The following is a 24429-nucleotide window of genomic DNA, read 5'->3' as shown; positions in this document are numbered from 1 at the left end:
AGAGATGCAGCGGGAAGTCCTGCCACGGGATTGCGAAAGCGCCGGACTTCTACGTGACCGGCCGGTCAATGTCTGCCCGGCATCCAAACGGCACATGTACTGCGGCTCCGCTCACCTCGGGTTGTGCCGCTTGGCCCCCTATGGATGAGGAAAACTTCCCTATGCCCGAAAATCACAACGACGCCACCACCGACGCAGCAACTGCCGAAACCGCCGTCGAAACCCCCGAGACCGCTGCTCCCGAAGCCGGCTCCGCCCCCCTCTTCACCGAAGCGCCCGCACCCGTCGAAGCGCCTGCCGCCGAAGCGCCTGCCGCTGAAGCCCCCAAGACCGAGGCTCCCAAGGCTGAGGCCCCCAAGGCCGAGGACGAAGAAGAGGGCATCCGCTTCGCCGACCTCGGCATCGACGGCCGCGTCCTCGCCGCGCTGCAGGATGTCGGGTACGAGAAGCCGTCCCCGATCCAGGCAGCAACCATCCCGCTGCTGCTCGAAGGCCGCGATGTCGTCGGCCTGGCCCAGACCGGCACCGGTAAGACTGCAGCATTCGCAGTACCGGCGCTGTCCCGCCTGGCCGAGCTCCACGACCTCAACGGCCCGTCCCGCAAGACGCAGGCCCTGGTCCTTGCCCCGACCCGTGAGCTGGCGCTCCAGGTTGCCGAGGCCTTCACCTCCTACGCCAAGCACATCGACGACTTCACCGTTCTCCCGGTGTACGGCGGCTCCGCCTACGGCCCCCAGCTCGCCGGCCTGCGCCGCGGCGCCCAGGTTGTCGTCGGTACCCCCGGCCGTGTCATCGACCACATCTCCAAGGGTTCCCTGGATCTGTCCGAACTCCAGTACCTGGTGCTGGACGAGGCCGACGAAATGCTCCGCATGGGCTTCGCCGAAGACGTGGAGCAGATCTTCCAGCAGACGCCTTCAGACCGCCAGGTCGCCCTGTTCTCGGCCACCATGCCGAGCCAGATCCGCCGGATGTCCAAGCAGTACCTGAACAACCCGGCCGAGATCTCGGTAAAGTCCAAGACCACCACCGGCGCCAACACCCGCCAGCGGTACCTGCAGGTCATGGGCCCGCACAAGCTCGACGCCCTGACCCGCATCCTCGAGGTTGAAGAGTTCGACGGCGTCATCGCCTTCGTGCGCACCAAGATGGCTACCGAGGACCTGGCCGACAAGCTGAAGGCGCGGGGCTTCCAGGCTGCCGCCATCAACGGCGACATCCCCCAGCAGCAGCGCGAACGCACTGTCGACGCCCTCAAGGAAGGCCGCATCGACATCCTGGTGGCCACCGACGTCGCGGCCCGCGGCCTTGACGTTGAGCGCATCAGCCACGTGGTCAACTACGACATCCCGCACGACACCGAGTCGTACGTCCACCGCATCGGCCGCACCGGCCGTGCAGGCCGTTCCGGCGACGCCATCCTGTTCATGACGCCGCGGGAGAAGTACCTGCTGCGTTCCATCGAGAAGGCCACCCGCCAGCCGGTGGAGCAGATGCACCTGCCCACGGCCGAGACCGTCAACACGCTGCGCCTGGGCAAGTTCGCCGAGCGCATCACGGAGACCCTCGAGTCCGAGGACGTTGCCGCGTTCCGCGACCTCATCTCCTCCTACGAGGAAGAGCACAATGTGCCCGCCTCGGAGATCGCTGCTGCACTGGCCGTCATGGCGCAGGGCGGACAGCCGCTGCTGGTCAAGGAACTGCCGGCAGCTCCCGAGTTCCAGAAGCGTGAGCGCTCCAAGGACGGCTTCGGCTCCCGTGGACCGACCCGCACGCTGACCGAAGGCAACGCCACCTACCGGATCGCCGTCGGACGCCGCCAGCGCGTCATGCCGGGCTCCATCGTGGGCGCCATTGCCAACGAGGGCGGCATTTCCTCGGCCCAGATCGGCGGGATCGACATCCGCTCGGACCACTCCCTCGTGGAGCTCCCGGCGGACCTGAGCCCCGAGCAGCTGCGCGCCCTGTCCCGCACCCGGATCGGCGGCGAGCTGATCCACCTCGAGCTGGACAACGGCCGCAAGCCGTCCGGCGGAGGCGAGCGTGGCAGCTACCAGGGCAACCGTGGCGGCGACCGCGGCGGATACTCCGGCGGCGGCGACCGTGGCGGCAACTTCAAGGGCAGTGGCGGGTTCAAGAAGGACTTCCGCAAGAACGACGGCGAGCGTTCCTCCGCTGACCGCGGCGGCCGCTCGTACAGCGAGCGTTCCGTTGGTGCCGACAGCGGCGCCACCCGCGGCCAGGCCAGCGACTCCCGCTTCGGCGGCCACGGTGACGGCTCACGCAAGCCCCGCCACGGCAACGAGGGCGGACAGCGTGACTTCAACCGCAAGGGCAAGTGGTAAGCCCTAGCAGCACCAGGCACTGAGAACGGGCCGGCTTTCGAGCCGGCCCGTTCTCATTTAAGTTCCAGCTAAGCCAGTTGCCTCTCCGCCGCCCGTGTACGCTTCGTCACACCCGGCAGGCGAGGTTGCCGCAACGGGCCCTGCACGACTCTTCGGCGGTACATTTGACCCCGGATTTCCGGGCTTTTCGGCGCGTTTCACCGCTTCCGGAGCCCGTCCTAGTCCCGATTTGTTGGGAGCGGAATCTTCCGGTAGAGTATTTACTCGTTGCCCCCCTAGCTCAGTGGTAGAGCGCGTTCTTGGTAAGAACGAGGTCACCGGATCGATTCCGGTGGGGGGCTCTGGATGAGGGCCTGTGTCAAGGCGGTTTTGACCGGCTTGATGCAGGTTTTTCTCATTCGTGGCGGTGTAGCTCAGTTGGTTAGAGCGCACGACTCATAATCGTGAGGTCGGGAGATCGAGCCTCCCCACCGCTACAGGACAAGCCCCTGGAATCCTTCAGATTCCGGGGGCTTTCCTGTGTCCGCATTTGTGTACGGGAGAACCGTCGCCGCTGTCCGCGGCCAGTGACAACCGCCATGTTTGCCAGTAGCTTTGCAGCAACTGGCGGATGGGGAACTCAGTGGACGTCGTTGAATCAATCATGGTGCCTTTCCGGTGGCTGGTTTCCGTCATCATGGTGGGCTTCCACGAGGGCCTGACCGCTATCGGGCTGCCGGAGGCGTCGGGCTGGACCTGGACGCTGTCCATCACCGGACTGGTTCTCGTTATCAGGGCCGCACTGATCCCCGTCTTCCTGAAGCAGGTCAACGCCCAGCGGCGGATGCGGCTCCTGCAGCCGGACCTCAGGAAGCTCCAGGACAAGTACAAGGGCAAGGCCGATCCGTTGTCCCGCCAGGCCATGGCGCAGGAACAGATGGCCCTGTACAAGAAACACGGCACCAACCCCTTCTCGGCCTGCCTTCCCCTGCTGATCCAGACGCCGTTCTTCCTGGCCCTTTTCCAGGTGCTCTCGGGCATATCCGAGGCGGCCCGCCAAAACGAGGGCATCGGCGCCTTGAGCCATGAAAAAGTGGTGCAGTTCGATCAGTCCAGCATTTTCGGTGCCACCCTGTCAGCGTCCCTGCTCCACGGCGGCGCGGGCGATGCTGGTGCAGTCGCCGTGCTGGCCATCGTGATGATCCTGGCCATGACGGCGGCGCAGTTCCTCACGCAGAAGCTGCTCTTTGCCAGGAGCGCGCCCGAAGAGGCCGCCGCGGGGCCGGCGATGATGCAACAGAAAGTGATCCTCTACATCCTGCCCGTCGTCTTCGGCGCGGGCGGCATCATTTTCCCGATCGGTGTCCTGATCTACTGGACCGTTTCCAACCTCTGGACCCTGGCCCAGCAATTCATCGTTACCGACCGGGCAGCCGGTCGAGGCCGGGAGTCCTGACACCGGCGATCCGGAGAGGGACCAAAATTTCCAGCGGCCCGTGTAACTGGTGGCTGCGGGCCGGAAACAATACAGATAGAAGGCGGCTCAGAGCTACACATCAGGGGGACACCGTGCTTTCCGAGCGTGAACTGGCATTTATTGCCTTGCACAAAGACAGCTATCCGGCGATTTTCAGGTTCGTGCGGCGAAGGGTGGAATCCCCGGAAGTGGCCGAGGAAATCGCTGCGGACGTTTTCCGGGTGGTGTGGCAGAAGTGGGGCGATCAACAAAGGACGGATACCGCCTGGCTGGTCACCGTCGCACGGAACATGATCGGAAATGCGTACCGGAGCCGTGACCGCCAGCGGGCGCTCCAGGACAAGCTGCGAGCCGCGGCAGTCCTCCGTTTCGGGGCCGGCTCCGAAAACCTGGCCGTGCATGATGCCCTGGCCGGCCTGCGGGAAAAAGACCGGGACATTCTCCAGCTGGCCTACTGGGACGGTTTGGGCACGGCGGAAATCGCCGGCGTGCTGCAGTGCAGCGAGTCCGCCGCCAAGGTCCGGCTACACCGGGCGCGGGCAGCGTTCCGGAAACACATGCCTGCGGGTGCAGAAGCGATCACACAGAGGATGGGTGCCTGAAATGGATCCGATCAAGACCATGATTTCCGCGACGGATCCCGTGCGCAACGATCCGTCCATACCAGACGGTGAAGCTGCCCTTCGCCGAGCGTTTGCCGATCCGGCCGCGTTCAGCGACCGCCTCCCGGCCGGTGGGACGACGCTCGAAGAGCGACGGCTGCGGCGCGCCCGCATCGCCGGGGGGATCACGCTGGCCGCGGCGGCTGTCACCGCGGGTGTCCTGGCGGCCACGAACCTCGGTCCGATGACGTCCGCGCCCGAACCGGCCACCACCGTCACCGCATCGGAAACCCCGACGCCGTCCCCGACGACTTCAACCACACGTGCTCCCGCGGCGCCCGTTGCGCAGACCTTCATCTTCCCCGACGGTCACCTCTCCTTCGACTACCCGGAAGGCTGGAGCGTGCGGACGGAACAAGGCCCCTACCTGACGGAGGAGTCGAAGGCCGGTTCCGTCGTCGCCGTGGTTGCTGACGGCTCCGGCGCCGAGATGGCCCGCGTGCAGAGCGGCATGTACGGCGACGGGGCGGCCGGCCGGGTCAAGCGGACCGTCATGGATACCGCCCCCGTGCCGGGAATCACCGACGTATCAGGGAACCCGGCAGAGTTCGGCTTCGCCTCCGACCAGATTCTTCCCGTGTCCTATCCCGGAATGCCCGAGCCGACGCAGCAGGCGGACAATGTTCCGGTCTACTACTTCATGGACATCCGTCTGGCCAAGGAGTTCCTGCCGACGCAGGAGGGGTCGGGCACCAACCAGGTCCTCCTGCCAAACGGGGTCATGGCCGCCTACGTGGTGTTCGATTACGAAAAGCAGCCCGTCTTCGCCACTCCCGATGATGCGAAAGCCTGGATGGCGAGCGAACAGTACTCGCAACTGAAGGCGCTCCTGCTCAGCCTGAAGTACTCGTAAGCTGGGTCCATGACGCGCATCGCAATCATCGGCGGCCACGGCAAAGTGGCTTTGGAACTGGCCGGAATCCTCGCGGCGGACGGTGAGGACGTCACGTCCTTCTTCCGCAACCCGGACCATACGGAGGACGTGGCGGCCACGGGCGCCACGCCGTCGGTCCTGGATGTTGAACACTCGACGACGGCGGAACTCGCCGCCGCCCTCAGTGGCCAGGACGCCGTGGTGTGGTCCGCCGGTGCCGGCGGCGGGAACCCCGAACGGACCTATGCCGTGGACCGGGACGCCGCCATCCGTTCCATGGACGCGGCGGCGGAGGCCGGCGTCGGGCGGTACGTCATGGTGTCCTATTTCGGCGCAGGGCCGAACCACGGCGTTCCGGCGGACAACAGCTTCCACGCCTACGCGGAGGCGAAGGCCGCCGCGGACCAGTACCTGCGCGGCACGGACCTGGCCTGGACCATCCTGGGCCCCGGAACATTGACGGACGGCCCGGGCAGCGGGCTCATCGACGTCAACCCTGCAGACACCTCCGCCGGGACCGCCACCTCACGGGCCAACGTGGCACTCGTGACGGCCGCGGTCCTGGGGCTGCCGGAAACCGCCGGACGCACCATCGAGTTCCGGGACGGCACCCTGCCCATCGCCGCGGCGCTGCAGCCGGCCAACTAGGGGTCCCAGCGGGAGCGGGCTCAGCGCGAACGGACATTTGGGGCCCCTTGGATTCCAGGGCCTCAAATGTCCGTTCGCGCTCCAGGAGCCGCTCAGGCCGGGACGGCGAGCTCCAGGTCGAGGGTGTTCTTCTCCACGTAGTCCAGGGCGCACCGGACCGCGCCCACGGTCACGATCGAGTCGCCCAGCGGGGAAACGGCAACGGTCGGGGGAGTGGCGGTGAACCCGGGCAGCCGTGCAGCGATCGGCCCCAGCAGCACTCCCGCCGAGTTCGCCACCGCGCCGCCAATGACCACCAGCTCGGGGTTGATGATGGTGGCCACGGCCCCGATCACCCGTGCCATCCTCTCGGCCAGCCGGTCCAGGATCTTCAGCGCCACGGCGTCTCCGGCGGCAGCGGCAGCAAATACGTGCTCCGCCTCGACGCCTTCGCCGGCATGCTTCCGCAGCGTGGTTTTGGCCTTCCCGGCCAGGGCTTCGGCGGCCCAGGTGCGGGCAAGGTTCGCGATGCCGAACGTGTCTCCCACGCCCTCCAGCATGTCCAGGAACGCAAGCTCACCGGCACCGCCACCGCGGCCGTGCAGCAGCCGCCCGCCGTCGATCACGCCCGAACCGAAGCGTTCACTGGCGAGAATAACCACGACGTCGTCCACGCCGGCCGCCGCACCTCGCCAACGCTCGCCCAGGGCGGCGAGATTGGCGTCGTTTTCCAGCAGCACCGTCCACCCCCGCAGGTCCCGTAGCGCGGTCTTCAGGCCGACGTCGAACAGTCCCCAGAAATGCTGGGTCACCAGTACATCGCCGTTGCGGTCCACCGGGGCCGCAATTCCGGCGCAGACGGCGAGCACCGAGTCAGGGGAGGCCCCCACACTGTGCAGGGCCATCATGGCGGTCCGGTCAACGACGGCCACGCGTTCTTCCGCGGTGATTTCGGCACCGGCGAACCGCTGGCTGGACCGGCCCAGGGCCTTGCCGCGTAGATCGGACACCACCACCGTTGCCTTGGAGATTCCCACGTCCATGCCCAGGACGTACCCGGCGCGCTCGTTGAGCTCGAACCGGCGCGCCGGCCTGCCTTTCTGGTAGCCGCCAAAAGCCCGCTGGTTTTCCAGCTCCCTGATCCAGCCGCGCTCCATGAGGTCCTCGCACACGGAAATTGCGGTTGCCCGGGTGAGCCCGGTGGCTTCCATGACTTCCGTGACCGTCACCGCCTGCGAGGCGCGCATGAACTCCAGCACGGCTCCGGCGCTCACGCGCCGCAACAGCTGGGGCGTGGCCGCCGTAATTTCCGACATGGTGTTGACCTCTCTGTGCTTTGCACCACATAATACTTGAGGAACTAAATTTAGATTCCAAATAAACGTTGAACGTACACAACGCAGAGCAGGCGGGCCGGGCGGCCGCCGACCGCCAGCTCTTCTCCCAGCCCCTCACCCAGCCTTTTGCAAAGGAGCAACTGTGAACCGCATCCTGAAGCACTGCCCGCCTGCACCACCGTCAGCGCGCCGCCGGCCCCTCACCCCGGCCACCGCACTGTGAACGCTCCTCTGTTCGGATCCGCCGTGCCCGCATCGCTGCCCAGCCGGCGCTCCCTGCTCCGTGCCGCAGGCCTCGCCGGGGCAGCCTTCATGGTTCCCCTGACCGGCTGCGGCGCCACGCCTTCCACGCAGAACGGAACCACCACCCTCCGTTTCATGCAGAACAAGCCCGAGGTGGTGGATTACTTCAACCAGGTCATCAAGGATTTCGAGGCGCTCAACCCGGACATCCGCGTGGTCCAGGACTTCAATGAGGGCAATTTTGTTCCCGGCCTCGTCCGCAATGACCCGCCGGACGTGGTGACCCGCGGCTTCGCGCAGGCCACCGCCGACTTCGTCAAGAAGGGCATCTTCGCCGACCTCTCCGGCATGCCGGTGGCCAGCACCATCGACCCCAAGATGCAGGAGCTCATCAACTCCTGGGGACAGTACAACGGCAACGAAATCAACGCCTTGCCGTTCTCGCTGGCGGCGGCGGGCGTGATCTACAACCGGGACATCTTCGAAGCCCGGGGCGTCTCCGTACCCACCACCTGGGACGAGTTCGTTGCTGCCTGCGAAAAGTTCAAGGCGGCCGGGATAACGCCGATCTACGGAACGTACAAGGACCCCTGGACCCTCGCCCAGGGCATGTTCGACTATGCGTCCGGCGGCGCGCTGGATGTCGCGGACTTCTTCACCAAGCTCAGCGCCAAGGGTGCCGGCATCACCAAGGACTCCGCCGAGTCGTTCGGCAGCAACTTCGGCCCGGCACTCCCCAAGATGCTCCAGCTCGCCTCCTACTCGCAAAACGGAGCGGCCAGCAAGAACTACGCGGACGGCAACGCGGCATTCGCCAAGGGCCAGGCGGCCATGTACCTGCAGGGTCCGTGGGCCCTCTCGCAGCTTGTCGCCGCCAACAAGGACATCAGGCTGGGAACTTTCCCGCTTCCGGTGACCAACAACCCGGCAGAGACCAAGGCCCGCGTGAATGTGGACATGGCGCTTTCGATCACCCGCAGCACGCCCAACATGGCTGCGGCGCAGCGGTTCGTGAACTACCTGCTGGAGCCGTCCGTGGTGAACACGTACAACGAAAAGAACGCTGCGTTCTCGCCGCTCAAGGACGCTCCCGCAGTCAGCAATCCGCAGATCAGCGGACTCAATGCGGCAGTGGAGGAAGCGCGCTACTTCCAGGGGGCCGTGACCTACTTCCCGCCGTCGGTGCCCGTGAACAACTACATCCAGTCCTTCGTGTACAGCAAGAACGGCGAGCAGTTCCTCGCCGCCCTCGATGACGAATGGCGCCGTGTCGCCGAGCGTACCGCGGTCTGAACCCCCACCCGAATCCAGGAGCCTCAATGACTACAACATCCCGGGTGGCCCAGGCAGCCCCTCCCGCAGGACGCAAGAACCCCACTTCCCGCCCCGCCGGCACGTCCGGGTCCAAGGGCAGGATCGACCCCACGTACTACTGGATGGTGGTGCCCGTCCTGGCACTGTTCGCCTTCTTCATCACCCTGCCGGCACTCGTGGGCGTCTTCTTCAGCCTGACGAACTACGCAGGCTACGGCGACTGGAAGTTCATCGGCCTGATGAACTACGTCAACATCTTCAAGGACCCGGCTGTCCTGCAGTCGTACGTCTTCACGTTTGTGTTCGCACTGACCACCACCGTGGTGGTGAACGTCGTGGCCCTCGCCATCGCCCTGGGCCTGAACGCGAAGATCAAATGGCGCACCGGCATCCGCACCGTGTTCTTCATCCCCATGGTGCTCTCCGCCCTGATCGTTTCCTTCGTGTTCAACTACCTGTTCTCCAACACGCTTCCGGTGCTGGCTGAACGGTTCGGCGTCACGCCGCTGGCCGCGAGCATCCTCGCCAACGAGAACCTTGCCTGGCTGGCCATCGTGATCGTTACGGTGTGGCAGGCTGCGCCGGGCGCCACCATCATCTACCTGGCAGGCCTCCAGAGCGTGCCTTCCGAGGTTTACGAAGCTGCGGACCTCGACGGCGCCGGCAGCTTCCGGCAGTTCATCAGCCTGACGCTGCCGCTGATCATGGGGTACCTCGTGATCAACGTCATCCTTGGCTTCAAGGGATTCCTGGGAACCTACGAGATCATCGTGGGGCTCACCGGCGGCGGTCCCGGCATGGCAACGCAGTCCGTGGCCATGCGCATCTTCTCCGGCTTTACCGGCGGCGACTATTCCTACCAGATGGCAAACGCCGTCATCTACTTCCTGATCACCTTGCTGATCTCCGTCATCCAGCTGCGCCTTATCCAGCGCCGGGGGGTTTCACTCTAATGACTGCATCCACACTTCCCGCCGCGAAGGCTTCTGCTTCCGCTGTTTCCGGCGGCAACACCCCCGGTGCGAAGAAGCGCCGGTCCAACCGCGAGGGCTTCAAGATCAACTGGTGGCTCACCGCGCTGATGCTGGCCGCCTCGTTGACCGTCCTGCTGCCGCTCTACTTCACCGTGGCGATGGCGCTGAAGTCCCCGGAGCAGATCGGCACCGGCACTGGCCTCGCCTGGCCCAACCCGATGAACTGGGAGAACTTCGCCGCCGCCTACGTGGCCACCAACTTCCCGCGGGCCTTCATGTCCACGGCGTTCGTTACGGTGCTGAGCGTCATCGGCTCCCTGGCCTGCAGTTCGCTGGTGGCCTGTGCCATTGCGCGGAACTGGAACCACAGGTTCTTCCGGGGCTCGTTCGTGTACCTGCTCTCGGCGATGTTCATCCCGTTCCCGGTGATCATCCTTCCCCTGATCAAGCAGACGGCACTGCTCGGCCTGGACAACCCGGCCGGCGTCGTGTTCCTGCACGTCCTCGGGGGCATCTCCTTCAACACCCTGCTCTACATCGCCTTCGTCCGGTCCATCCCGGTGGAGCTCGAGGAATCCGCGCGCATGGACGGGGCCACCACGTGGCAGGTGTTCCGCAAGATCATCTTCCCGCTGCTTGCCCCCATGAACGCCACCGTCGGCATCTTCGCCTTCCTCGGCTCGTGGAACGACTTCCTGCTGCCGCAGATGATGATTGCCGACCCCTCACTCCAGACGCTGCCCGTGGTCCAGATGCTCTTCCAGGGCGAATTCAACACCAACTACAGCCTGGCCTTCGCGTCCTACCTGATGGCCATGGCACCCACGCTGGTGGTTTACATCCTGGCGCAACGTTGGGTACTGTCCGGAGTCATGCGGGGCGCAGTGAAGTAGGAGTAGGACGCAGTGAAGCAGGCCCCATCCCGGGCACCCATCTATTTTTCCCACCAAAAAGAACAATCGACACCAGAAAAGGAATCTCTTTTGTCCACCACCGCCACATTGGCAACCCTGTCCGATTCAAACCTCGCAGCCGATCCCAACTGGTGGCGCCAGGCCTCCGTGTACCAGATCTATCCGCGCAGCTTCTCGGATTCGAACGGTGACGGCCTGGGCGACATCAAGGGCATCACGGCCAAAGTTCCGTACCTGAAGGAACTGGGGATCGACGCCGTCTGGCTCAGCCCGTTCTACCCGTCCGCGCTCGCGGACGGCGGGTACGACGTCGACGATTACCGCAACGTCGACCCGAAGCTGGGCACCCTGGAGGACTTCGCGGAAATGTCCGCTGCGCTCCACGAAGCCGGCATCAAGCTGATTGCGGACATCGTCCCCAACCACTCCTCCGACCGCCACGAATGGTTCAAGGAAGCCCTCGCCTCCCCGCGCGGTTCCGCCGCCCGCGAGCGCTACATCTTCCGTGACGGCCTGGGCGAGAACGGCGAGCTGCCGCCGTCGGACTGGGACTCCGTCTTCGGAGGTCCCGCCTGGGAGCGCATCACCGAACCGGACGGCACTCCCGGCCAGTGGTACATGCACATCTTCGCCAAGGAGCAGCCGGACCTGAACTGGTCCAACCGCGAGATCCGTGACGACTTCCTGAAGACCCTGCGCTTCTGGTCCGACCGCGGCGTGGACGGCTTCCGCGTGGACGTCGCGCACGCCCTCACCAAGGACCTCACCGAGCCGCTGCTGTCGAAGGTGGAACTCAGCGAGGCCAACACCGGCACCGACGGCTTCGCCGACGGCTCGCACCCGTTCTGGGACCGCGACGAGGTCCACGAGATCTACGCCGAATGGCGCGAGGTGTTCAACGAGTACAACCCGCCGCGCACCGCCGTCGCCGAAGCCTGGGTGCACGCCACCCGCCGTGCCCGCTACGCCAGCCCGCAGGGCCTGGGACAGGCCTTCAACTTCGACCTCCTGCAGGCCGATTTCGACGCTGACGAGTTCCACGAGATCATCACCCGGAACCTCGCCGAAGCCACGGCCACCGGAGCCTCCTCCACCTGGGTCTTCTCCAACCACGACGTCGTCCGGCACGCCACCCGCTACGGCCTGCCGAAGGGCGGCGGCGTCCACGCCAAGGGCCAGGACGGCAAGGGCTGGCTGCTGGCCGGCGCCCCGGCCGAGGAACTGGACGTCGAGCTGGGCCTGCGCCGTGCCCGTGCGGCCAGCCTGCTGATGCTTGCCCTCCCGGGTTCGGCCTACCTGTACCAAGGGGAGGAGCTTGGCCTGCAGGAAGTCGCGGAGATCCCGGACTCGGAGCGTCAGGACCCGTCCTTCTTCCGCAACAAGGGCGTGGAGATCGGCCGTGACGGCTGCCGTGTGCCGCTGCCCTGGGCCGCGGAAGGCTCCTCGTTCGGCTTCGGCGCCGGGGATGCCCACCTGCCCCAGCCTGCATGGTTCGCCCGCTACGCAGTGGACGCCCAGGACGGCGTGGAAGGCTCCACGCTGGAGCTGTACCGCAAGGCCCTGAAGCTGCGCCGAGAGCTGCAGACCGCCGAGGAGCTCGAGTGGGTGGAAACCGGCAACCCCAAGGTGCTGCAGTTCAGCCGCCACGGGGGCTGGCAGTCCGTCACCAACTTCGGTGACGAGCCGGTGGAGATCCCGGCCGGCGAGGTGCTGCTTAGCAGCGCCCCGCTGGACGGGAAGCTGCTGCCCGGAAACACCACCGTCTGGCTGCGGTGAGCACTTCCGTGAGTGGGCAGGCAGACCGGGCGCAGGGGGAGACCCCCGCGTCCGGCCTGCCCGGCGTTGCCCCCAGGGCCGGCCAGGAGCTGATCTACGGCTGCATGGGGCTGGGCGGCAGCTGGTCCGCTGAGCCGTACGAACCTCGGCATGTTGAACAGGCAGCTGCGGCGATCGACGCTGCACTGGATTCCGGCATCACGCTGTTCGACCATGCGGACATTTACCGCGCGGGCAAGTCCGAGGCCGTCTTCGGTGAGGTCCTGGCGATTACGCCGGGGCTCCGGGAACGGATCCGGCTGCAGACCAAGTGCGGGATCCGGCTCAACGAGCAGGGGCTGGAGACGCACTACGACCTGAGTCGCGACGGGATCCTCGAGCGGGTCAACGGCAGCCTCAAGCGGTTGAAGACCGAGTATGTCGATGTCCTCCTGCTGCACCGCCCTGACCCGCTGGCGGACCCCGCCGAGGTGGCGTCCGCCGTCGGACAGTTGATGCGGGAAGGCAAAGTGCGGCAGGTGGGTGTGTCCAACATGTCCGCCCCGCAGATCGAAGCGCTGCAGGACCGCCTGGAAACTCCGGTGGTGGCCAACCAGCTGGAGATGAGCCTGCTGAAACGCGCCTGGCTGGAAAGCGCCGTGCTGGTGAACCATGCGGAGGGGCTGGATTACAGCTTCCCGCACGGCACCGTGGAGTTCTGCACCCGGCAGGGGATCACCCTCCAGGCCTACGGGGCGCTGGCCCGCGGACATTACACCGGCGCCCCGCCGGAAAGCCCGACGCCGGCCGAGGCCGCCACGGCGGAGCTCGTCGCCGGGATGGCGGTGGCCAAGGGGACCACCCGTGAGGCCATCCTCCTGGGGTGGCTGATGCGGCACCCGGCCGGGATCGCTCCGGTGGTCGGCTCGGCCAACCCGGACCGCATCCGGGCCTGTGCCGGAGCGGCCCATGTTGCCGCCGCCATGACCCGCGCCGAATGGTACAAACTGTGGGTCACGGCCCGGGGGAGCAACATCCCCTAAACCCGGCCCGCCCACGTGCCCGCTTAACCCAACTAGGTCGCAGTTAATGTCGTTATGAGCGCTCATAACGACATTAACTGCGACCTAGTTGGGTGAGGACACTAGACCGGGGCGACCACCGAATACGTGGACGAATCGCCCTTCAGCGCCTGGCTCGGCTTGCCGTCCACACCCACCGGAATGTCGCCGGCAATGGTCACACGGTTGAGCTTGCGGGGCTGGCCGTCGTAGTTGTCCGGGGCGTAGTGCTGGGTGATGCGGTTGTCGAACAGCACCACCTGGTTCGGCTCCCAGTTCACCCGCACCACATTCTCCGGGCGCGTGACGTACGCCTGCAGCAGCCGGATGATGTCCCTGGACTCTGTGTTGGACAGTCCCACGATCCGCAGCCGCTGCGCGAAGCCCCCAATGAACAATCCGCGCTCGCCGGTCAGGGGGTGGACCCGGACCACCGGGTGGGCCGTCTCGAACTTCAGCCGGGTGAACTCCTTGCGGCGTTCCTCGGCGTTCTGGTGCTCCAGGTTCTTCGGCACCGAGTAGTCGTAGTCGTTGGTGTGGATCGCCCAGAGAGTGTCCGCGAAGTTCCGCAGCTCGTCCGGAAGGTCGCGGTAGGCGCCGGCCGAGGACGCGATCAGCGTTTCGCCGCCGTACGCCGGAAGATCGATGCTGCGAAGCGTGGATGCCTGCGGCGGGTTCACCACGAACGTGACGTCCGTGTGCCAGTTGTTGGCCGAACCGTTCTCGCTGTCCACGGGCAGGACGTTCTCTTCGCCCTCCACGGAGGCCACGGTGGGGTGCGCCTTCGTCAGCGGTCCGAAGTGGCTGGCGAACTTCACCTGCTCCTCGTCCGTGCGGATGTTCGCCTCGCGGAACACCAGGGCCTTGTGTTCGTTCAAAGCCTCGCGGATCCGGGCCACAGTGCCGGGGGAGAGGTCCCCGCTCAGGTCCAGTCCGCGGATTTCAGCCCCGATCCGGGAGCCGAGCTTGGCGAATTCGAGCTTGGTTTCGGTGATGGTGGTCATTGCTTTATTCCTTACTGGTTGATGGTGCAGGTGAATTGGTCAGTTGCCGGAGCCGACGGCGGTGCGCCAGCGGGAGAAGTGCCGCTCCAGGGCCACGAGGAGGACGTTGACGGCCAGCCCCAGGATGGAAACGGTGAGGATGCCCGCGTACATGTCCGGGATGAGGAAGCTCATCTGGGAATTCACGATCAGGTAGCCCAGGCCGGCTTTGGCCCCCACCATTTCGGCGGCGATCAGCACCAGGATGGAGGATGTGCCAGCCATCCGGATGCCCGTGAAGACCGTGGGTACCGCGGAAGGCAGGATGACCTTCTGGAACAGCCGGAAGCTGTTCAGCCCCAGCGACCGCGCGGCCCGGATGAGCAGCGGGTCCACGGTGCGGACGCCGGCGATGGTGTTCAGGAGGACCGGGAAGAACGCCGCGTACGCCACGATGGTGATCTTCGATTCTTCGCCGATGCCCAGCAGCAGCGTGAACACCGGCAGCAGGGCCAAGGTCGCCGTGTTGCGGAACAGTTCCAGCAGCGGGTTCAGGAAGGAGCTCAGCCAGCCGTACCAGGCGATCAGCAGCCCCAGCACGACGGCGGATACCACCGCGATGCTGAACCCGGACACCGAGCGGGTGAGGCTCGCCTGCAGGTGGTTCTGCAGCTGCCCGGCCTCCAGCAGCTTTGCCCCGGCCGCCAGGACTTCGTGCAGCGGCGGCAGGAACACCCGGGTGGCGGGGCTTGCCAGGTATGTCGGGCCCAGTTCCCACAACGCGAGGAACAGCAGCACGGCGAGGGATTTCCACCCGGCCCGTCCGGCGAGGCGGGCTGCGCCGCCGAACCGGGCTGCCGGCGTCGGACGGTGTCCGTTGTCCGGACCGGACGGTCCGTTCTTTGCTTTTCCCCCCGGGACGGGACGTTCGACGGCGGCAGCCGTCTCGGGCGGTCGGGTCAGCACAGCGCTCATCAGGCAGCACTCCTTTCCTGGGGTTGTTCGACGGGCTGTTCGTCCGGGGCGGTCCCGTCGGGGAGGATCTTGCGGTGTCCGGAGTCCTGCGCGAGGCGGACCTCGTCGTGCAGGAGGGACCAGACCTGGTGCCGGTGCTCCACGAACGCCGGGTGGGAGCGCACATCGTCCCCGCCGTCCCGGTCCGGAATGTTGATGTCCACGAACTCCTTGAGCCGGCCGGGCCGGGCGCTGAGCACGGCCACGCGCTGGCCCAGGTACACGGCCTCGTCGATGCCATGGGTGATGAAGACGATGGTCTTGCCCGTGGCCTTCCAGATCCGCAGCAGTTCGTCCTGGAGCTGCTCGCGGGTCTGCGCATCCAGGGCGGCGAACGGTTCGTCCATCAGCAGGATGTCCGGCTCATAGGCGAGGCTCCTGGCGATGGCCACGCGCTGCTTCATACCGCCGGACAGTTCATGCGGGTAACGGTCCTCGAACCCCGCCAGCCCCACCAGGTCCAGGAACTCGCTGGCCTTTGCGGCCCGCTCCTTCCGGGAAAGGCCGGAGTTCTCCAGGCCGATGGAGACGTTGGCCGAGGCAGTGCGCCAGGGGAAGAGCGCGTACTGCTGGAAGACCACGGCGCGGTCCGGACCTGGTCCGGTCACTTCCACGCCGTCCACCAGCACTGTTCCCGAGGTGGGCCGGGACAGGCCGGCCAGCAGGTCCAGCAGCGTGGTCTTGCCCGAACCGCTGGGACCCACCAGCGTGAGGAACTCGCCGGCGGCGACGTCCAGGCTGAGGTCATCCAGGGCGGTCAGCACGGACGGGCCGGCTTGCTTCGTGGTCGCTTTGCCCTGGCGCACCGCGAATTCCTTCGTGACGTTCCGGAGGCTGATTTTCGGGGTCATGATTCTCCTTCCGTGTTGCTGGCAGTGCTGCAGATGCTGGTGCTGGCGGCGGCGGTCATCCGTTCACCAGCCCGTTGAACTCGTTGGTGTACAGCTTCTTCGGGTCCAGTTCGCCTTTGACGATGCCGGTGTCCTTCAGCCATTTGCCCCAGCGGGTGAAGTCCTCATCCTTGATCTCGCCCTTGGCGGGAACGCCCACGCTCTTCCAGTACTGGAGGGCCGCCGGGTTCTCGTTGCGGCCGCGCTCCTGCAGGATCTTGGTGAAGCGGGCGATCACCTCTTCGCGCGGTGTGGTCCGCTCCCACTCGATGGCCTTCGCTACCCCGGTGGTGAACGTCCGGGTGGTGTTGGGGTTTTTCGCGATGAAGTCGGTGCGCAGCACGTAGGGCCCGCCGGCGAACGTTCCGAAGAGTTCGGCGTCGCTGAACACTGAGCGCAGGCCGCCGTTGGCGATCGCTTTATCCTGCAGGACTCCGCCCAGCGAACCCGCGTCCACCTGGCCTCGTCGGATGGCCTCCTCGGTGTCGTTGGGCGGGACCACCACCAGCTGGACCTGCTTGATTTCCTCGGCGCTCAGGCCGTTCTTCTGCAGGTAGGTGTTGATGACGGCGTCCGCGTGCGCCCCGAGCGTGTTCACCGCGATCTTCTTGCCGATGAAGTCCCTGGCGGTGCGGATGGGGCTGTCCTCCTTGACGTAGAAGCCGTTGAAGGTCTTCTCGTCTTCGCCGTAGTAGTTGATGACAGCCTTCACGGGGGCTCCGGCTTCCACCAGCTTGACCACCGCGCCGGCGAACGCGCCGCCAAAGTCAGTCTGACCGGTGGCTGCCGACTGGATGTCCTGCGGACCGCTGATGGTGTTGCCCACCCAGTTCAGCTTGACGTCGCCGAGGTAGCCGAGGTCCTGGGCCAGCTCCGGAAGCGTCACGGTGTTGGCCCAGCCCTGGTAGCGGAGCTCCTTCACCTCGGTGGCGCCTGCGGCAGCGCCGCCGGCACCGGCTTCTGCGCTGCCCCCGCAGCCCGACACCGTCATCGCGATGACGACGGCGGCCGCGGCACTCATGATGGTCAGGTGTCGTTTCATTCGGGGTTCCTTTGTGAAGCATCGGGGAAGTCTTGGATTGAAGCGGCGATGGCCGTTTGCCTGCCGCTGGAACGATGTAAGCGCACCTTCCGGGCAAGGAAAAGCGCTGCTGTCACGCCGGGAAACCCGCGGAAATGAGCGGAAACAGGAGGAAACTCCGGGTCACAAGACGCCCGGTTTCGCCCGGTAACGGCGCGTGAAGGAGTTTGACGCGCCTGCCGTGCCGGATTTTGGTCGTATTGTTCGCGGTATTGTTCCAGGACGAACCGCTGTTACTTAGCGTTAGGGCGTGCCGGGCGGATACGGTAGGAGTATGACCACCTCTACCTCCGCTGCCGTCGACACCGTACGGCCCGAACGAAACATCCCCGCCGAAATTGCCCGTTCGTGGCTTTTGGTGAACGCAATGAAGCCTGAGCTTTTTGACGTCTCGGCCATCTCGCGCGCGGATTCGATCATCCTGGACATCGAAGATGCCGTGGATCCCTCGCAGAAGGACACGGCCCGCGAACACGTGATCAACTGGCTGACCGCCGGTGGCAAGGCCTGGGTCCGCATCAACGACGCCACCAGCCCGTTCTGGGCGAGCGACCTTGCCGGGCTCCGCGGCACGCCCGGCCTGCTGGGCGTCATGCTGGCGAAGACCGAGTCAGCGGACCAGGTTACGGAGAGCTTCCACCGCATGGACGGCCAGACCCCCGTGATTGCGCTGGTGGAGTCCGCCGTCGGCATCGAGGAAGCGAACAATATCGCCAAGGCCCAGGGCGCGTTCCGCCTCGCCTTCGGGTCCGGCGACTTCCGCCGCGATACCGGCATGGCAAACACGCAGGAGGCCATGGCCTACCCGCGCGCCAAGCTCGTAGTGGCCAGCCGTGTGGGCAACCTGCCGGGCCCCATCGACGGACCCACCGTGGGCACGAGCCACCCGATCCTGCGTGAGCAGACCGGCATCACCGTGATGATGGGCATGACCGGCAAGCTGTGCCTGGCCATCGACCAGACTCCCGTCATCAATGAAGTCATCAGCCCGACGCCGTCCGACGTCGCCTGGGCCACGGACTTCATGGCCGACTTTGAGGCCAGCGGCCGCGTGATCCGCGACGGTTCCGACCTGCCGCGCCTGGGCCGCGCCGAAAAGATCATGAAGCTCGCGGTAGCCTTTGGGGTGCAGCCCGCGCTGTAGCGCCCGGAAGCAAAGCCGCCAGCCCAAGGAGACCCCGTGACCGATACCCGCTATCTGGTCCACGGGGTCTTTTGGGATGGTGCGCCGCCCGGTTCCCCGGCGGGCCGGCCGTCCGGCGGAGGGCCGGCCCGCCGCGACGGCGGCACACCGGTGATGCGCCTGCAGGACCGTTCCGGGCGTTTCAGGGAACTGGCGCTCGACGCCGGCAGCCGCCTGGGCTTCAGCGTCGCCGCCGGCGGCAAGGCCTGCCTGGGGCACCATAAGGTGCACGGTCCGGCCGACCGGGACCACGTTCTTTGCCGGGCCCAGGCACCGGCCGCCAGGGGAAGCCAGTGCGAGCGCTGCTTCGTGATGGACGACTTCCGGCTCATCCACGACTTCCACCGCGGCGGAGGTGTTCCGCAGGGGCTTCGCGCCTACCTGATGCAGGAGCACTGGCTGTATGTGGCAACGTTCGCCGGCGGCGCCAGCAAGGTCGGCACGGCCTCGAACCTGCGGAAATGGAACCGGCTGGCAGAACAGGGTGCCGTGGTGGCCCGGTATGTGGCCCGAGCCGACGACGGCAGGGTGGTCCGGATCCTGGAAGACATGCTGACGCGCGACGCAGGGCTGCCGCAGCAGGTCCGTTCGGCAGCCAAGGCCGCCGCGCTGGTGGCCCCGGTGCCCGGCGTCGAACTTGATGAACTGAACCGGCGGCTGGCCGGTGAGGCCCGGGCATTGCTGGCGTGCGCCGGCGTCGAGGGCTTCGACGTGGTGGACGAACGGTGGGTCCGCCCTGGGCTTGCGGACGGGGCATGCAGGCCCGGGGCGAGGCATGCCTACCCGCATGATTTGGGAGCCGGCGGACACGGATTCCGGATTACCGCGGTGAGCGGCAGCATCGCGGTGGCAGCCCTGGATGGCTCGGAGTTGGAGTTCGTGGTGAACCTCGGGAGGCTGAAGGCACGGACCGTGGAACTCGGAGACCACCACACCTCTGAGGTCCCGGCCGTGCAGGAATCTTTGTTCTAACCTCCGCGCATCTGACCCGTAGAATGGCACGGTGCTGAACGAATTCTGGGCAACCGCATCCACCGCCTACAAGGTGCTCGTCTTCAGCGCCATGGGCCTGATCGCCGCGGGCATTGTCCTGAACCTGGTGGGCAACACCTCGGGAAACCAGGGCCTGGCGGTGGCCTCACTTCCGGTGATCGGCGTCGGTCTCGTCCTGCACGTTGTCGGGATCGTGGTGCGGGGCCAGCAGATCCGGAAGAACCTCAGGCGCTAACGGCGGCGTTCCGCAGGACATGGCTGCGGGCGTGCTCCACGGCCGCCGGGAGCGTAGTGAAGAGGTGCTTGTGGTGCCGGAGGGAACGGATCACACCCACGTTCGTCACCAGTTCCAGGTGCTCCGGCCGGACACCCTTCAGCAGTACGGTGATTCCCCGCAGTTCCAAAGCTGAGATTACTTCCACCAGGGCATGGGCGCCCGTGGCGTCCAGCATCCGCACCTGCGACAAGCGGATGATGGCCACCTGGATGTCCTTCACCTCGCTGATCTCCTGCAGGATCCGTTCCGCCGCCCCGAAGAACATGGCGCCGTCGAGCCGGAAGATTGCGATGTGCGAATCACCGTCGGCCGCTGCGCCTGTAATGGGCTCCCGGCGGACACCGCTCAGCGAGGCAAACTTCCGAAGGGTCAGCAGTGCCGCGGCAGCCAGGCCGATCTGGATGGCGACGATCAGGTCGAAGGCCACGGTGATGAGGGCAGTGAGGATGAACACCGCCGCGTCCGCACGGGTGGACCGGAGAATGGCGTTGACCGTCCGGGTGGAGACCATCCGCGTCGCCGTGACCATCAGGACTCCGCCCAGCACGGCCAGCGGAATGCGCCCCACCATCCCTGCAGCGAGGTAGATGATGGCCAACAGCACCAGGGCGTGGACCACGGCGGCCAGCCGGGTCTTCGCGCCGGAGCGGACGTTGACCGCGGAACGGGCAATGGCGCCTGTCGCGGGCATGCCGCCGAACAGGCCGGCTGCGATGGATGCCAGCCCCTGCCCGCTCAGTTCCCGGTCCGGACTGTAACGGCCGCCGGGCCTGCCGTCCGGCCCCACCATTCCGGCCGCAACGCGGGCCGAGAGGAGCGACTCAATGGCCGCCAGCGCCGCGATGGACACTGCGGGCAGCAGGAGCTCCCCAAGCGCCGCGGGATCGACCGACGGCAGGCCAGGGGCCGGCAGGGAATGTGGCAGCGCCCCGATTCGGGGTATGTCCAGGCGGAGCAGTTCAGCGGCCACGGTAACCAGTAGCACGGCGGTCAGGCTGGCGGGCAGTGACTTGTGGACCTTGGGCGCCAGGAACATGATGGCTGCGACGGCCGCCACCACGGCGAGGGTCTGGACGACGGTGGGAAATGCGGCCCCGGAGGCGGCCTCGACCGCCGCAATGAGGGTGTTGTGGCCCGGGATGCCGGCTGTTCCCGTGGCCAGCGGCACTTGCTGGAGGAAGATGATGGCGGCAATTCCGAGGGTAAATCCTTCCACCACCGGCCAGGGGATGAATGCGACGGCGCGGCCCAGGCCGCTGATGCCGAGTGCACAGACCATGAGTCCTGCCAGCAGCGAGACAATCGGAATGCTGCCCGCGCCGTGGCTGGCCACCACCGGGGCAAGGACCACCACCATGGCGCCGGTGGGTCCGGACACCTGGACATTGGACCCGCCCACGATGGCCGCCACCAGCCCGGCAACCACTGCGGTGATCAGCCCGGCTTCAGCGCCCACCCCCGAGCTGACGCCAAACGCCAGCGCCAGGGGGAGCGCCACCACTCCCACGGTGATGCCGGCTGTGAGGTCCGTCTTCCACGTGGAGCGCAGGCCGTCGTAGTCGCGGCGGGACGGCAGGAAGGCCCGCAGCGTCCGCAGCCGGCTCACGAGGACGGACCGGAGAGATGTGGGACCTGGAGTTCCTGCGCCAGGCGGAGCTGCTCGTTGGAGTCCGCCAGGGTGTCCAGCAGGAATGTTCGGGCAATGGCCAGGAGTTCTGCGATTTTGGGGTGGGCCAGGCGGTATGTCACGGCGTTCGCGGACCGCACCGAGGTCACCACCCTGTGCCGGCGCAGCGTCGCCAGATGCTGGGAGAGGTGCGAGGCCTCCAGCCCCGTCTCGGCCAGGAGGAAGCTGACCGGGGCCGTTGTGTCAGGCGCGGCGGCAAGCAGTTCGAGGATCCTGATGCGGGCCGGGTGGGCCAGGGCCTTGAAGAGGTTGGCCTTGATTTCGTACAAAGGGGCCTGTGCCGTGGAAAGCATGGGGGACCTGCTGTCGCCTGGTTCACGCAGCTGTCCGGTGATGGGACTCCCGCATGAATTGATGAATTGATGGAATGATTAATTCATCATACCGCTGGTGCGCGGAACCCGCCAGAGCTCCGCGTAACAGGCCGCCGGGCGGGCAGCCGCTCTCCTCGTAACCGGCCGCTGGGTTGACGGCGGGGGAACGATAGGCTTGAGGCCATGACTATCAATCCGGATCTGCAGGGCCGTAGCTACCCTGCCGCAGAGGTGTACGACGTTGGCCGCGAGAAGATCCGCGAGTTCGCCAGGGCGGTTAAGGCTACCCACGCAGCGCACTTCGACGTGGAAGCAGCCCGCGCCCTCGGCCACAGCGACCTCGTGGCCCCGCCGACCTTCGCCATCATCATCGCCCAGCGTGCCGATGCCCAGCTGATCGAGGATCCGGAGTCGGGCATCGACTTCTCCCGCGTTGTCCACGCGGACCAGCGCTTTGTCCACCACCGGCCCATTTTCGCCGGCGACCGGCTGGTGGCGGAGCTGCATGTGGACGGCGTCAGGGCCATGGGCGGCGGCGCCATGATCACCACCCGATCCGAGATCTTCGCCCTCACCGGCAACGATGCAGGCGGCCCGGGTGCTTCCCGCGAGGCCGTCTCCACCACCACCTCGTCCATCCTGGTCCGCGGAGAGGGACAGTAACCATGAGCACAGCATCCATCAGCCCCGCATTGTCCGAACTCAGCGTCGGACAGGACGTGGGCACCCGCAGCATCACCGTCACCCGCCAGGACCTCGTGAAGTACGCCGGCGCCTCCGGGGACTTCAACCCGATCCACTGGAACGAAGCGTTCGCCACCGGCGTGGGCCTGCCCGGCGTCATCGCCCACGGCATGTTCACCATGGGCGCCGCGGTCCAGCTGGTGACCGACTGGGCAGGAGACCCTGCCGCCGTCGTGGACTTCCAGACCCGCTTCACCAAACCGGTGCTGGTCACCGACACCACAGGGACGGAGGAGCCCGGGGCCGTCATCGAGGTCACCGGCGCCATTGGCGCGCTCGACGCCGACGCCGGTACCGCCCGCGTGGACCTCACCGTGGTCTCCGCGGGCCAGAAGGTCCTGATGAAGGCCCAGGCAGTCGTCAGGCTTGCGTGACCAAAGTCGCGTGAGAGGGGCACTGCTGTGACCAGGAACGTCTTCACGCCGGCTGCCGAAGTAACGCACTGGCGCAACGCCGTCGTGGTGGCCTACGGGGCAAGCGGCCTGGCGTTCTCCACCTGGGTGTCGCGGCTCCCCGCCATCAGGGACGGCCTGGACCTGACACCGGGAACCATCGGGCTGCTCCTGCTGTGCATGACGGCCGGTTCGTTCCTTTCGGTGTCCGCGTCGGGCCTGATCGTCCTCCGCCTGGGCTCCAAACGGACCATCCGGATCGGCAGCATCATGGTGGGCATTGGATTGGTGCTTGCCGGCTTCGGCACGTCCGTGCTCGCCAGCCCGGTGGCCGTTGCCGCCGGCCTGGCCATCATCGGACTGGGAACCGCCAGCTGGAACACCGCTTCGAATGTCGAAGGTGCCGCCGTTGAACGCGCCGTCCGGCGGCACATCATGCCCCGGCTGCACGGCTCCTTCAGCCTCGGAACCGTAGCCGGAGCAGGGCTGGGCGCCTGGGCGGCCGGAGCCGGAGTCCCCGTGTTCTGGCACCTGGCGGCCGGCGGCCTCCTGGTGGCCGGATCGGTGGCAACGGCCGCTTCCTGGTTCCGGGCAGACATCACGCCGGTGCCGGGCGAACGTCCGTTCAAGGCGTCCGGGACAGACACTTTCGAGGATCCGTCCACCGGGCCCATTCCCATCGTCCGGCAGACGGACGCGGTCCGCGAACAGCCGCTGGACAACAAACGCTTGATCGCCCAGGCCTGGCGGGACAAGCGCACGCTCCTGCTCGGCGTCCTGGTCCTCGGGCTTGCCCTTGCCGAAGGCGCGGCGGGCGACTGGGTGGCCCTTGCGCTGGCGGACGGCCACGGCCAGTCCGACGCCGCCGGAGCTGCAGGCTACGGGCTTTTCGTGACCTTCATGACCATCGGCCGCTTCGCCGGAACGCTGGTCCTGGACCGGTTTGGCAGGGTTCCCGTGATGCGCTGGTGCGCCGCGCTGGCCGTCGCCGGACTGGGGCTGTTCGTCTTCGCTCCCGCGCCGTGGCTGGCGTTCGTGGCGCTGGCCGTCTGGGGCCTTGGCGCTTCCCTCGGTTTCCCCGTCGGCATGTCCGCGGCCGCCGATGATCCGGCCAAGGCCGCTGCCCGCGTTTCCGTGGTGTCCACCATCGGCTACGGCGCGTTTCTGTGCGGACCGCCTCTCCTTGGACTCCTGGCCGAACACGTGGGCATCCTCCACTCCCTGCTCGCCGTGATGGTGATGCTCGTGGTCAGCTTCCTGCTTTCCCCGGTGGCCCGGAAACTCCCTTGAATCCCGGTCCCGTCCGAAT

Annotated in this window: 22 protein-coding genes, 2 tRNA genes and 1 pseudogene; 18 read left to right on the top strand and 7 right to left on the bottom strand. The window is 66.6% G+C overall.

The window, feature by feature from the left end; translation table 11 throughout:
* Window positions 1–161: 161 nt before the first annotated feature.
* The 7 genes and pseudogenes from Q8Z05_RS02130 to Q8Z05_RS02100 all read left to right on the top strand — a co-directional run bounded on the left by Q8Z05_RS02130 (window position 162) and on the right by Q8Z05_RS02100 (window position 5985).
* The gene (locus tag Q8Z05_RS02130; RefSeq protein WP_305941863.1) at window positions 162–2345 is read left to right on the top strand and encodes a DEAD/DEAH box helicase; all 2184 of its coding nucleotides are present in this window, start codon (window positions 162–164) and stop codon (window positions 2343–2345) included.
* Window positions 2346–2614: 269 nt separating this feature from the next.
* Window positions 2615–2686: transfer RNA gene (locus tag Q8Z05_RS02125), tRNA-Thr, on the top strand.
* A gap of 61 nt (window positions 2687–2747) precedes the next feature.
* Window positions 2748–2821: transfer RNA gene (locus Q8Z05_RS02120), tRNA-Met, on the top strand.
* A gap of 146 nt (window positions 2822–2967) precedes the next feature.
* Window positions 2968–3753: pseudogene (yidC, locus tag Q8Z05_RS02115) on the top strand (membrane protein insertase YidC); the annotation flags it as partial.
* Window positions 3754–3893: 140 nt separating this feature from the next.
* On the top strand, window positions 3894–4403 hold the full coding sequence (locus tag Q8Z05_RS02110; protein ID WP_305941861.1) for an RNA polymerase sigma factor: 510 nt from the start codon (window positions 3894–3896) through the stop codon (window positions 4401–4403).
* 1 nt (window position 4404) lies between these two features.
* Window positions 4405–5316: a hypothetical protein gene (locus Q8Z05_RS02105; protein ID WP_305943457.1), complete on the top strand. Its 912-nt coding sequence runs from the start codon at window positions 4405–4407 to the stop codon at window positions 5314–5316.
* A 9-nt stretch (window positions 5317–5325) separates the two neighbouring features.
* On the top strand, window positions 5326–5985 hold the full coding sequence (locus Q8Z05_RS02100) for an SDR family oxidoreductase (protein WP_305941860.1): 660 nt from the start codon (window positions 5326–5328) through the stop codon (window positions 5983–5985).
* 92 nt (window positions 5986–6077) lie between these two features.
* Here Q8Z05_RS02100 and Q8Z05_RS02095 read toward each other — a convergent pair whose 3' ends face one another.
* Complete coding sequence (locus tag Q8Z05_RS02095) at window positions 6078–7280, bottom strand: ROK family transcriptional regulator (RefSeq protein ID WP_305941859.1); 1203 nt, start codon at window positions 7278–7280, stop codon at window positions 6078–6080.
* A 267-nt stretch (window positions 7281–7547) separates the two neighbouring features.
* Between Q8Z05_RS02095 and Q8Z05_RS02090 the strand changes: the two genes are divergently transcribed.
* From Q8Z05_RS02090 to Q8Z05_RS02070, 5 genes are all read left to right on the top strand, one after another.
* Window positions 7548–8837, top strand: coding sequence for an ABC transporter substrate-binding protein (locus Q8Z05_RS02090; protein ID WP_305941858.1), 1290 nt, complete (start codon window positions 7548–7550; stop codon window positions 8835–8837).
* A gap of 26 nt (window positions 8838–8863) precedes the next feature.
* Complete coding sequence (locus Q8Z05_RS02085) at window positions 8864–9811, top strand: carbohydrate ABC transporter permease (protein WP_305941857.1); 948 nt, start codon at window positions 8864–8866, stop codon at window positions 9809–9811.
* Window positions 9811–10725 carry a carbohydrate ABC transporter permease gene (locus Q8Z05_RS02080; RefSeq protein WP_305941856.1) on the top strand — a complete coding sequence of 305 codons (915 nt, stop codon included), beginning with the start codon at window positions 9811–9813 and terminating at the stop codon, window positions 10723–10725. Before Q8Z05_RS02085 ends, Q8Z05_RS02080 begins: the two co-directional genes overlap by 1 nt.
* Window positions 10726–10815: 90 nt before the next feature.
* A complete protein-coding gene (locus Q8Z05_RS02075; protein WP_305941855.1) occupies window positions 10816–12522 on the top strand; it encodes a glycoside hydrolase family 13 protein in 1707 nt (568 codons plus the stop codon).
* Window positions 12523–12626: 104 nt separating this feature from the next.
* Window positions 12627–13544, top strand: a complete 918-nt coding sequence (locus Q8Z05_RS02070) for an aldo/keto reductase (RefSeq protein WP_305943456.1) — start codon at window positions 12627–12629, stop codon at window positions 13542–13544.
* A 101-nt stretch (window positions 13545–13645) separates the two neighbouring features.
* Here the strand turns inward: Q8Z05_RS02070 and Q8Z05_RS02065 are convergent, their stop codons facing one another.
* The 4 genes from Q8Z05_RS02065 to Q8Z05_RS02050 are packed head-to-tail and all read right to left on the bottom strand — an operon-like array spanning window position 13646 to window position 17491.
* Window positions 13646–14566, bottom strand: a complete 921-nt coding sequence (locus tag Q8Z05_RS02065; RefSeq protein ID WP_305941854.1) for a TauD/TfdA dioxygenase family protein — start codon at window positions 14564–14566, stop codon at window positions 13646–13648.
* 39 nt (window positions 14567–14605) lie between these two features.
* Window positions 14606–15520, bottom strand: coding sequence for an ABC transporter permease (locus Q8Z05_RS02060; protein ID WP_305941853.1), 915 nt, complete (start codon window positions 15518–15520; stop codon window positions 14606–14608).
* Entirely contained in the window at window positions 15520–16410 is an 891-nt protein-coding gene (locus Q8Z05_RS02055) for an ABC transporter ATP-binding protein (protein ID WP_305941852.1), read from the bottom strand. The genes Q8Z05_RS02060 and Q8Z05_RS02055 overlap by 1 nt, the downstream gene beginning before the upstream one ends.
* Before the next feature lie 55 nt (window positions 16411–16465).
* On the bottom strand, window positions 16466–17491 hold the full coding sequence (locus Q8Z05_RS02050; protein ID WP_305941851.1) for an ABC transporter substrate-binding protein: 1026 nt from the start codon (window positions 17489–17491) through the stop codon (window positions 16466–16468).
* A gap of 313 nt (window positions 17492–17804) precedes the next feature.
* Here Q8Z05_RS02050 and Q8Z05_RS02045 point away from each other — a divergent pair, with 313 nt between their 5' ends.
* From Q8Z05_RS02045 to Q8Z05_RS02035, 3 genes are read left to right on the top strand one after another with little or no spacing between them, the layout of a single operon-like run.
* A complete protein-coding gene (locus tag Q8Z05_RS02045; RefSeq protein ID WP_305941850.1) occupies window positions 17805–18674 on the top strand; it encodes an HpcH/HpaI aldolase/citrate lyase family protein in 870 nt (289 codons plus the stop codon).
* A 36-nt stretch (window positions 18675–18710) separates the two neighbouring features.
* Window positions 18711–19685: a DUF2797 domain-containing protein gene (locus tag Q8Z05_RS02040; RefSeq protein ID WP_305941849.1), complete on the top strand. Its 975-nt coding sequence runs from the start codon at window positions 18711–18713 to the stop codon at window positions 19683–19685.
* 31 nt (window positions 19686–19716) lie between these two features.
* Entirely contained in the window at window positions 19717–19941 is a 225-nt protein-coding gene (locus Q8Z05_RS02035; RefSeq protein WP_305941848.1) for a DUF3188 domain-containing protein, read from the top strand.
* On the opposite strand, the gene Q8Z05_RS02030 is transcribed toward Q8Z05_RS02035, so the two are convergent.
* Window positions 19931–21589, bottom strand: coding sequence for a SulP family inorganic anion transporter (locus Q8Z05_RS02030; protein ID WP_371745912.1), 1659 nt, complete (start codon window positions 21587–21589; stop codon window positions 19931–19933). The two genes, Q8Z05_RS02035 and Q8Z05_RS02030, sit on opposite strands and share 11 nt — an antisense overlap.
* The gene (locus tag Q8Z05_RS02025) at window positions 21586–21963 is read right to left on the bottom strand and encodes an ArsR/SmtB family transcription factor (protein WP_305941847.1); all 378 of its coding nucleotides are present in this window, start codon (window positions 21961–21963) and stop codon (window positions 21586–21588) included. Before Q8Z05_RS02025 ends, Q8Z05_RS02030 begins: the two co-directional genes overlap by 4 nt.
* Window positions 21964–22167: 204 nt before the next feature.
* On the opposite strand from Q8Z05_RS02025, the gene Q8Z05_RS02020 reads away from it, so the two are divergent.
* The 3 genes from Q8Z05_RS02020 to Q8Z05_RS02010 are packed head-to-tail and all read left to right on the top strand — an operon-like array spanning window position 22168 to window position 24410.
* A complete protein-coding gene (locus Q8Z05_RS02020) occupies window positions 22168–22647 on the top strand; it encodes an FAS1-like dehydratase domain-containing protein (RefSeq protein WP_305941846.1) in 480 nt (159 codons plus the stop codon).
* Window positions 22648–22649: 2 nt separating this feature from the next.
* Window positions 22650–23102, top strand: a complete 453-nt coding sequence (locus Q8Z05_RS02015) for a MaoC family dehydratase (protein WP_371745911.1) — start codon at window positions 22650–22652, stop codon at window positions 23100–23102.
* Between the two features lie 27 nt (window positions 23103–23129).
* A complete protein-coding gene (locus Q8Z05_RS02010; RefSeq protein ID WP_305941845.1) occupies window positions 23130–24410 on the top strand; it encodes an MFS transporter in 1281 nt (426 codons plus the stop codon).
* Window positions 24411–24429 lie beyond the last annotated feature (19 nt).

The organism is Arthrobacter oryzae, from assembly GCF_030718995.1.
GTDB classification, from domain to species: domain Bacteria; phylum Actinomycetota; class Actinomycetes; order Actinomycetales; family Micrococcaceae; genus Arthrobacter; species Arthrobacter oryzae_C.
Note: the sequence above shows the minus strand (reverse complement) of the source record. Positions and strands in the feature narration are given on the sequence as shown.

What these genes read in the sequence shown, in the direction of transcription:
- Q8Z05_RS02130 (WP_305941863.1), top strand. Translation starts at nt 162, where the DNA reads ATGCCCGAAAATCACAACGACGCCACCACCGACGCAGCAACTGCCGAA.
- Q8Z05_RS02105 (WP_305943457.1), top strand. Translation starts at nt 4,405, where the DNA reads ATGGATCCGATCAAGACCATGATTTCCGCGACGGATCCCGTGCGCAAC.
- Q8Z05_RS02100 (WP_305941860.1), top strand. Translation starts at nt 5,326, where the DNA reads ATGACGCGCATCGCAATCATCGGCGGCCACGGCAAAGTGGCTTTGGAA.
- Q8Z05_RS02095 (WP_305941859.1), bottom strand. Translation starts at nt 7,280, where the DNA reads ATGTCGGAAATTACGGCGGCCACGCCCCAGCTGTTGCGGCGCGTGAGC.
- Q8Z05_RS02085 (WP_305941857.1), top strand. Translation starts at nt 8,864, where the DNA reads ATGACTACAACATCCCGGGTGGCCCAGGCAGCCCCTCCCGCAGGACGC.
- Q8Z05_RS02080 (WP_305941856.1), top strand. Translation starts at nt 9,811, where the DNA reads ATGACTGCATCCACACTTCCCGCCGCGAAGGCTTCTGCTTCCGCTGTT.
- Q8Z05_RS02070 (WP_305943456.1), top strand. Translation starts at nt 12,627, where the DNA reads ATGGGGCTGGGCGGCAGCTGGTCCGCTGAGCCGTACGAACCTCGGCAT.
- Q8Z05_RS02065 (WP_305941854.1), bottom strand. Translation starts at nt 14,566, where the DNA reads ATGACCACCATCACCGAAACCAAGCTCGAATTCGCCAAGCTCGGCTCC.
- Q8Z05_RS02060 (WP_305941853.1), bottom strand. Translation starts at nt 15,520, where the DNA reads ATGAGCGCTGTGCTGACCCGACCGCCCGAGACGGCTGCCGCCGTCGAA.
- Q8Z05_RS02055 (WP_305941852.1), bottom strand. Translation starts at nt 16,410, where the DNA reads ATGACCCCGAAAATCAGCCTCCGGAACGTCACGAAGGAATTCGCGGTG.
- Q8Z05_RS02050 (WP_305941851.1), bottom strand. Translation starts at nt 17,491, where the DNA reads ATGAAACGACACCTGACCATCATGAGTGCCGCGGCCGCCGTCGTCATC.
- Q8Z05_RS02045 (WP_305941850.1), top strand. Translation starts at nt 17,805, where the DNA reads ATGACCACCTCTACCTCCGCTGCCGTCGACACCGTACGGCCCGAACGA.
- Q8Z05_RS02025 (WP_305941847.1), bottom strand. Translation starts at nt 21,963, where the DNA reads ATGCTTTCCACGGCACAGGCCCCTTTGTACGAAATCAAGGCCAACCTC.
- Q8Z05_RS02020 (WP_305941846.1), top strand. Translation starts at nt 22,168, where the DNA reads ATGACTATCAATCCGGATCTGCAGGGCCGTAGCTACCCTGCCGCAGAG.
- Q8Z05_RS02015 (WP_371745911.1), top strand. Translation starts at nt 22,650, where the DNA reads ATGAGCACAGCATCCATCAGCCCCGCATTGTCCGAACTCAGCGTCGGA.